Below are 7,231 nucleotides of genomic sequence, written 5' to 3' on the forward strand. Positions count from 1 at the left end.
GTTCAATATATTATGGCATTACAAGTTCTCAGGCGGGGCTATCCGCTCCACTTCGTAGAGACTTCAGCCCCTATTCTGACCGACCCGTGAATCTTGCCTCAATCCAGACACAGCCTCCATACACATGCCTGCCATAACTTGATTGAATCGCATTTTAATTCTTGTCGGCAATCCTTTTTGCCTTTTCAAACAACCCATCCATCTTCTTTGTATTTTCAGCAATCTCTTTAAGTACAGCGGATAATTCTTTATCCCCTGAGGCTGATGCCTTCTCCGCCCACTCAAGATATGTCTTTGCATGTTCTTCGTTGTGCTCTGACCAGTGTTCAAGAAGTTTTTTCAATTTATCCAGTTCTGTCATTTTGTGAATTACCTCCTCTGTAATCCCCCCATGCCCCCCTTTAGCAAAGGGGGGCATGGGGGGATTTGTTATGTCTAATTTTTCATCTAATACCATATGTTCGTGTCCATGCGTCCCGAAATGGCTGTGCTCATGGGCATACCAGCAGTGCCTGTGGACATGCCTGTGAATAAGGTTTGCCCTGAGAAGCATATCCGTATCCTCCATAACATCCCATGGGTTCCCCTCCGTCAGCAGCCTGTGGTCTTCTCCGATGACCACTGTCCTGTCGGATATGTCTTCAATTATACCAAGGTCATGTGTTGCCGTGACTATTGTTTTCCCTGCGTGCCGCAATTCATTTATCAAGTCCACAAACTCAACCTGACTTCTTGGGTCAAGCCCTGTTGTGGGCTCGTCAAGAAGAAGCACATCAGGATTAACGCTGAGACATGTGCCGAATGCCACCTTCCTCATCTCGCCGCCGCTCAAGTCCCACGGGCCCCTGTCTCTTAGGTGTTTGATATTGAGCAGTTCAAGCAGTTCCTCTGTCCATTTTTGTATCTCATTTTTTTCAAGCCCGAGCTGCAAAGGGCCAAAGCAGAGTTCATCCCATACACTCAGCAGAAAAAGCTGGGCCTGCGGGTTTTGAAACAGAAGAGATATCCGCTGTCTGAGTTCAGGCGGAAAAGTGCCCTTTATATCTCTGCCGAATATTTCAATATCGCCTGACTCAGGCGTCAGAAGGCCGTTGAGGAGATAAAGCAGTGTTGACTTGCCGGAGCCGTTAGTGCCTATTATTGTAAGGCTCTCGCCTTTTTTAACACTGAATGAAACCTCGTCCGCAGCTTTTTTGCCGTTTTTATAAGCGTATGATATTTTTTTTACATTAAAGGCTTCCAAAGCATCACCCCTATGATTGTTATTGAAAAAATAATCAATAAGATATCAGTTCTCGAAATATCCGAAGCTTTTAACCTTTCACTTTGAACTTCAAAATTATAACCATATCCCCTCGCCTCCATGGCCCGTTCAAGTTCAGCGCTCAACCTTATGCTCATTGAAAACAAAAGCCCTATTCTTGATGCAGTCCACTTCTGGCCAATCAGTGACGCGTGATGTCCGTCAGAGGCGGAGGCGGGTGACGAGATATTTCTTGCCCTGAAGCCCATAATGAACTCTTCAACTTTTCTTGTCAGGAAGAATATGTACCTGTAGCTTATTGAAACGATTGACTTGAATGCTCCGGGTATGAAGGATGAGACAGCCTTGATAAATCTATTCGGCGGCGTAGTGAGCGTAAGCAGAAAAACCAGTGAAACAGACGCTGTCACCCTGAGAAAAAGAGTCAGAGCGCTTAAAGCCCCCTGCTTTGTGACAGAGATGTGAGCGGGGATTGTTATCTGATAAAATGTGTGCGGTTTTTCAAATTCATGAAGTATCACCATCGGCTCTCCGTCAACTATCAGATTCAGCGCAGCAGGCAAGGCAATCAATATTGTAAAAACCATTGCCGGCATCAGTCTCTTCAGAAGAATAACCAGCACACCTGACAGAAGCGCCAACAGCAAAGCACAGGACAGAAAGACAACGATGCCTGAAACAGTTTTCTGAAAACTCAAGAGGACAATGAACAGGAAGATGCTGACAATCTTTATCCTCGGTTCAGTCCTCTGCAGAAACCCCTTTATTGAAGAGGTTCTTTCATTGAACATTGTATCTTCAACAAAAGAGACAACATGCCGCAGAGTCTTATCAAGAAACCTCTCTCTTGGTTTTTTTATGTTCACAACCTGCAACTCGTCTCTCGTTACTGATTTAAGCCAGTCAGGAATTCCCATTTTTCCCCGCAAAAATTTTTCCTATGAGTATTGATATTCCTATAACCAGAGCAGCGCCTATTATCCCTGAAAATATATAGCCTGTATATGACTTAACCCCTTTGTCCCAGCCTGAAAATGCATAATCAGGGATCGGAGCTTTCCAGAGTTCCGACAGTTTTTTAAGTCCGTGTGGAACATATCCTGCAATCTTTTCAATCTCATCCGCACCCCATTCTCCCCATGCGCCGCCTGCCTTTAAAAGTTCCGGGAGAATTAATCCTACAGGTGATAGTATTATCAATATAGCGATTCCTATCCAGAGTTTCCCGAATTTTAAATTTTGAATTTTAAATTTTGAATTCGCCATGACTACCCTCTTATCAACTCAGGATGTGATTTTTTGATGTAAAGAAGCACAAACACAGTAACCACTGCCTCAACAATCCCGAAAAGAAATATATGCTCTAACATTATTGCAGGAATGGTTATGCTCAAAGGGAACGGACTGTATAGAGGCCTTCCGTCTGCGCCTGTATGGAGAAGCGGCTGAATCCCGAGTTCCAATGCGGTGAGTAAGGCAGCTATGTTGATACCGATATATGCGCCTGCGCCTGCGCCTATTAAATGACGAGTGGAGAGTGACGAACGACGAGTTTCTGTATCATAATTTTTGAACTTTGAACTTTGAACTTTGAACTTTTCACTCGAAATTAATTTATAAATTCCATAACCTGTAAACATTCCTGCAAAAGCGATATTAAAACAATTAGCACCTATGGCTGTAATCCCGCCGTCTCCGAAGATAAGAGCCTGAACAATAAGCGCAATGGATAAAGCAATCACTGCGGGCCACGGCCCGATTAAGATTGCAATCAGTGTTGCGCCTGTTGCATGGCCTGTTGTCCCGCCCGGCAGCGGCACATTAAACATCATTATCACAAAGCTGAATGCGGCGCTCAGGGCAAGAAGAGGAACCTGAGATGCCTTTAATATCTCCTTGACCTTTTTTGAGGCGTAAATCCAGATTGGAATAACGGCGGCCCAGAGGCTTCCGTATGTTACCGGCCCTAAATATCCGTCAGGTATGTGCATTTAAAACCTCTGCTGCTCGCCTGTGTTCAGGTAAAAGCCTGAAAGTTTCAGGCCTGCTCATTTCAGATATTGGCAGTTTAAAAACAGTAACACAAAAATACCGCCCTTTCAATAATAATGTATTCTATCCCTTTCTTTCCTATATTTTGTGATAAAATAAACAATTCCAGATTAATCCCCGGATGGACTATGCCAAAGGATATACGTAATTTTTCTATCATAGCTCATATAGACCACGGGAAGTCTACTCTTGCAGACAGGCTTCTTGAATATACAGGTGCGCTCAGCGCAAGGGAGATGCAGGCGCAGGTTCTTGATTCAATGGACCTTGAGCGCGAAAGAGGCATAACGATAAAGGCTCATTCAGTGCGTCTTCTGTACAAGGCTGATGACGGAAGGGAATACATTCTCAATCTCATAGACACACCGGGGCATGTTGATTTTTCATACGAAGTGTCAAGAAGCCTGGCCTCGTGCGAGGGTGCGCTTCTTATTGTTGACGCATCGCAGGGAGTTGAGGCGCAGACCCTTGCCAACGCATACCTTGCAGTGGAACATAACCTTGAGATGATTCCTGTTATAAATAAAATAGACCTGCCGGCGGCAGAGCCTGAAAAAACAAAGGAGCAGATAGAAGATGCAATCGGGCTTGACTGTTCCGAAGCAATACTTGCAAGCGCGAAGGAAGGCATAGGCACAAAAGAGATTCTTGAGGCGATAGTGAAAAAAATTCCGCCGCCAACAGGAGAAAATGATAAGCCGCTCAAGGCGTTAATCTTTGATTCATGGTTTGACAATTATCAGGGAGTAATCGTGCTCGTAAGAGTTTTTGACGGGACGGTAAGAGCAGGCAAGAAAATAAAACTTATGGCCACAGGGAATGAATTTGAGGTGGCGCAGGTGGGGATTTTCAGTCCAAAGATGCAGCCCTCAGAAGAACTTTCCTCCGGCGAGGTCGGCTATGTAATTGCAGGGATAAAGAACGTAACAGACTCCAGGATCGGAGACACGATGACTGATGTGGATACTCCGGCACAGGAGCCGTGTCCCGGATATAAGGACATAAAGCCGATGGTCTTTTGCGGGCTTTATCCGACAATACCGCATGAATACGACAACCTGAGGGATGCGCTTAATAAACTGAGATTAAACGATTCGTCTTTTAATTACGAGCCTGAGACTTCGCTTGCGCTCGGGTTCGGGTTCAGGTGCGGTTTTCTCGGACTTCTTCACATGGAAATAATAAAAGAAAGGCTTGAGCGTGAGTTTGACCTTTCACTCTTAAGCACGGCTCCGACTGTTGTTTACAAGGTGACAAAGACAGGAGGAGAGGTCATTCATATTGAAAATCCTGCGTTGCTGCCTGACAAATACGAGAGAATAGAGGAGCCTTTTGTTCTTGTGACCATATTCGTGCCGAAGGATTACATAGGCCCTATTTTTGACCTTTGTCAGGAAAAAAGGGGGACACAGAAGAATTTCACATTTATAGGGAAAGACAAGATTAAGGTTGAGTATGAACTGCCCCTGAATGAGATTTTATGGGATTTTTACGACAGGTTAAAATCAATTTCAAAAGGCTATGCATCAATGGACTATGAATTCCTCGGCTTCAGGGAATCAGACCTTGTTAAGCTCAACATCCTGATTAACGGAGAGATTATTGACGCTCTCTCCCTGATAGTGCATGAGGAAAAGTCATATTACAAAGGCAGGGAGCTGAGTGAAAAGCTGAGGGGGATTATCCCGAGGCAGATGTATGAGGTCGTGATTCAGGCAGCGATAGGAAGCAAGATTATAGCGCGTGAGAGCGTAAGGGCGCTGAGGAAAGATGTTCTTGCAAAATGCTACGGCGGCGATATAAGCCGCAAGAGAAAGCTCCTTGAGAAGCAGAAAGAGGGGAAAAAGAGGATGAAGCAGATTGGGAGGATAGAACTTCCGCAGGAGGCGTTTCTGGCAGTGTTAAAGGTGAAGTGAACAACAAAATCGGGATATTATTAATTGTAAATTCTATGCTTTCGTTGCTAAGCATCCCGTGTGTGTTCTTTTACTATTTCTTCTTTCAAAAGTTTCGCAAATTTTTCAGGCTCTTCATACTGCGGCAGGTGTGCCGAATTTTCAAAACCGGTAAATGCTTTTTTATCGGCTTGCAGGTATTCATAAAACTTTACAGCCATTTGGTATGGGGCAACACCGTCTTTCTTGCCCTGAATAAAATGTACCGGAACATGAACACTTGTTATTGTATGAAAGAGGTTGAGTGTATCTAATTCGGGCAATAATGCATTTTGACAAAATTCCATACCCTTTATTGTTCTTAAAATATCTTTAAGACTGTAGGCTTTACTAAAAAGCATATTTTTAATGGTGGATATTATCAATTGATTATAACTACTGCCTGTTTTTATTCCGCCTAAATCAGTAAGAATTTTTGCCCTTTGCTGAAATGTTTTAGTGTCAACAATTGGTGTTTTCTCCAATTCAATTATCTGTTTGATAAATTTCCTATTATTTTTTTCTTTGGCTTTATTCATTGCGAATTCAAGAGTATATTTATTTGCCATTGGCATATCAATGTCAATTCCAACTAAAAATATCCGGCTAAAGATACTGCTGTCTTTTGCGGCAGCCATCAGGCTTAGGGTCGCGCCAATAGAGTAACCTACAAGGATTGCTTTATCTTTTTGATATTTTTTTAACAGATATTTGGTAACAGCAATAACATCATCTGTTAACTGAGAAAGATTAATTGTTTTTGGGTCTATGGTTTTATTATAGGATTTGCCGCATCCTCGCTGGTCCCAATAAGCGACTAAGTAATTTTCTTCAAGATGCAATAGCTTTTCCATTGCATCAGCCTCCGGAATAATCGGCAAGCCCGGGCCTGCCTGCACATGAATAATAAGTGGTGTTTTTGCGCTTTTACCTTGAACAAGAAGCCATTGCTCGGAGTGATTGATGTTTACTTTTTCTAAACTATTATTTGCCATATTATTTTTTTCGATGCTCGAACGTTTGAGATGAGCGGTTCGCCGCAGGCGAATCCGCTGGAGTGATTTGTTAGGCGCCTAATATTTCATTTATTTCTTTAACTAAAATCGGCAAGTGATTCATAGCAGCCTTCCAAACAATCATCTCGTCAATAATGTCATAACCATGAATTAGTATGTTTCTAAACCCGATGATACGATGATGTTCCGAAATCTTTTCTATCAATTCCTCATCAAATTTCTTAATCCTGTTAAGCGCTTCCCCAATGATCTCAAAATCCCTTTCAACTGCTCTTTGTGTAACAGGGCTTTTTTGATATTCACTGAAATCCATTCCATGAACAAAATCTTGTATTTCTTCCGTTGCTTGGAGAATATCCACAAGGCTTTTTCTTGTCTCATCTTTCATAAATTACAGTCCTTGTTTTTTCAACAGATTTCCTAAAAATAGGGTTTCTGAATGGTTTATCCACAACAAGATCTATTTCTCGATTGAATATTCCTTCCAATTGCTCCTTCAGCTCGAAATACTTACTAAAAAAATCTATATTCTCATCTGAATCAAAAACTACCAAGACATCAATATCACTATTTGGCGAAAAATTATGAGTTAGAGCAGAACCAAAAAGGCCAAGTCTTTTTACAGGGAGTTTTCGGCAAATATTTTCAATCTTCGGTTTGAGTTTTGCTAAATCAATCATAAGAATAGTATCTCTTATTGCTTCAATTTATTCAATCATTTTAATTGCCTAATGCGGCAGTTAAGCCGTAGCCCCGAAGGGGCGTATCGGTCTTGAACTCATGGTTCTCCCGAAGCGGAGCGAGGGAAACAGGAGTTCACGGCTTAACGTAAAGTTGAGGGGCGCGCCGCTTTTGGCGCGTCCCTCTCGAACGCCGGGTTATGCATTTTTACCAATCTTTCCAACTCCACCATTTAAGAAGTTCCGGCTTATGATTCTTATTAGTAGCGAAGTAAACTGCACAAC

8 protein-coding genes are annotated in these 7,231 nt (G+C 42.7%); 1 reads left to right on the top strand and 7 read right to left on the bottom strand.

Features of this window, described 5'->3' with window-relative positions; translation table 11 throughout:
• Positions 1-154 precede the first annotated feature (154 nt).
• The 4 genes from HY035_04400 to cbiM are packed head-to-tail and all read right to left on the bottom strand — an operon-like array spanning position 155 to position 3,255.
• A complete protein-coding gene (locus tag HY035_04400; GenBank protein MBI3377630.1) occupies positions 155-1,243 on the bottom strand; it encodes an ABC transporter ATP-binding protein in 1,089 nt (362 codons plus the stop codon).
• The gene (locus HY035_04405) at positions 1,225-2,181 is read right to left on the bottom strand and encodes a hypothetical protein (protein MBI3377631.1); all 957 of its coding nucleotides are present in this window, start codon (positions 2,179-2,181) and stop codon (positions 1,225-1,227) included. The genes HY035_04400 and HY035_04405 overlap by 19 nt, the downstream gene beginning before the upstream one ends.
• Complete coding sequence (locus tag HY035_04410) at positions 2,168-2,530, bottom strand: PDGLE domain-containing protein (protein ID MBI3377632.1); 363 nt, start codon at positions 2,528-2,530, stop codon at positions 2,168-2,170. Before HY035_04410 ends, HY035_04405 begins: the two co-directional genes overlap by 14 nt.
• A 2-nt stretch (positions 2,531-2,532) precedes the next feature.
• Positions 2,533-3,255 carry a cobalt transporter CbiM gene (cbiM, locus tag HY035_04415; GenBank protein ID MBI3377633.1) on the bottom strand — a complete coding sequence of 241 codons (723 nt, stop codon included), beginning with the start codon at positions 3,253-3,255 and terminating at the stop codon, positions 2,533-2,535.
• Between the two features lie 189 nt (positions 3,256-3,444).
• On the opposite strand from cbiM, the gene lepA reads away from it, so the two are divergent.
• Positions 3,445-5,232: an elongation factor 4 gene (lepA, locus tag HY035_04420; GenBank protein MBI3377634.1), complete on the top strand. Its 1,788-nt coding sequence runs from the start codon at positions 3,445-3,447 to the stop codon at positions 5,230-5,232.
• 47 nt (positions 5,233-5,279) lie between these two features.
• Here the strand turns inward: lepA and HY035_04425 are convergent, their stop codons facing one another.
• The 3 genes from HY035_04425 to HY035_04435 all read right to left on the bottom strand — a co-directional run bounded on the left by HY035_04425 (position 5,280) and on the right by HY035_04435 (position 6,946).
• Positions 5,280-6,245, bottom strand: coding sequence for an alpha/beta hydrolase (locus tag HY035_04425; protein MBI3377635.1), 966 nt, complete (start codon positions 6,243-6,245; stop codon positions 5,280-5,282).
• Positions 6,246-6,315: 70 nt separating this feature from the next.
• A complete protein-coding gene (locus tag HY035_04430; protein MBI3377636.1) occupies positions 6,316-6,654 on the bottom strand; it encodes a DUF86 domain-containing protein in 339 nt (112 codons plus the stop codon).
• Complete coding sequence (locus tag HY035_04435) at positions 6,644-6,946, bottom strand: nucleotidyltransferase domain-containing protein (GenBank protein MBI3377637.1); 303 nt, start codon at positions 6,944-6,946, stop codon at positions 6,644-6,646. The genes HY035_04430 and HY035_04435 overlap by 11 nt, the downstream gene beginning before the upstream one ends.
• Positions 6,947-7,231 lie beyond the last annotated feature (285 nt).

This window comes from Nitrospirota bacterium (assembly GCA_016195565.1).
Lineage (GTDB): Bacteria > Nitrospirota > Thermodesulfovibrionia > Thermodesulfovibrionales > UBA1546 > UBA1546.

Excerpts from the sequence above, each read along its gene's own strand:
- lepA (MBI3377634.1), top strand. The coding sequence starts at position 3,445 with ATGCCAAAGGATATACGTAATTTTTCTATCATAGCTCATATAGACCAC.
- HY035_04435 (MBI3377637.1), bottom strand. The coding sequence starts at position 6,946 with ATGATTGATTTAGCAAAACTCAAACCGAAGATTGAAAATATTTGCCGA.
- HY035_04430 (MBI3377636.1), bottom strand. The coding sequence starts at position 6,654 with ATGAAAGATGAGACAAGAAAAAGCCTTGTGGATATTCTCCAAGCAACG.
- HY035_04425 (MBI3377635.1), bottom strand. The coding sequence starts at position 6,245 with ATGGCAAATAATAGTTTAGAAAAAGTAAACATCAATCACTCCGAGCAA.
- HY035_04410 (MBI3377632.1), bottom strand. The coding sequence starts at position 2,530 with ATGGCGAATTCAAAATTTAAAATTCAAAATTTAAAATTCGGGAAACTC.
- cbiM (MBI3377633.1), bottom strand. The coding sequence starts at position 3,255 with ATGCACATACCTGACGGATATTTAGGGCCGGTAACATACGGAAGCCTC.
- HY035_04405 (MBI3377631.1), bottom strand. The coding sequence starts at position 2,181 with ATGGGAATTCCTGACTGGCTTAAATCAGTAACGAGAGACGAGTTGCAG.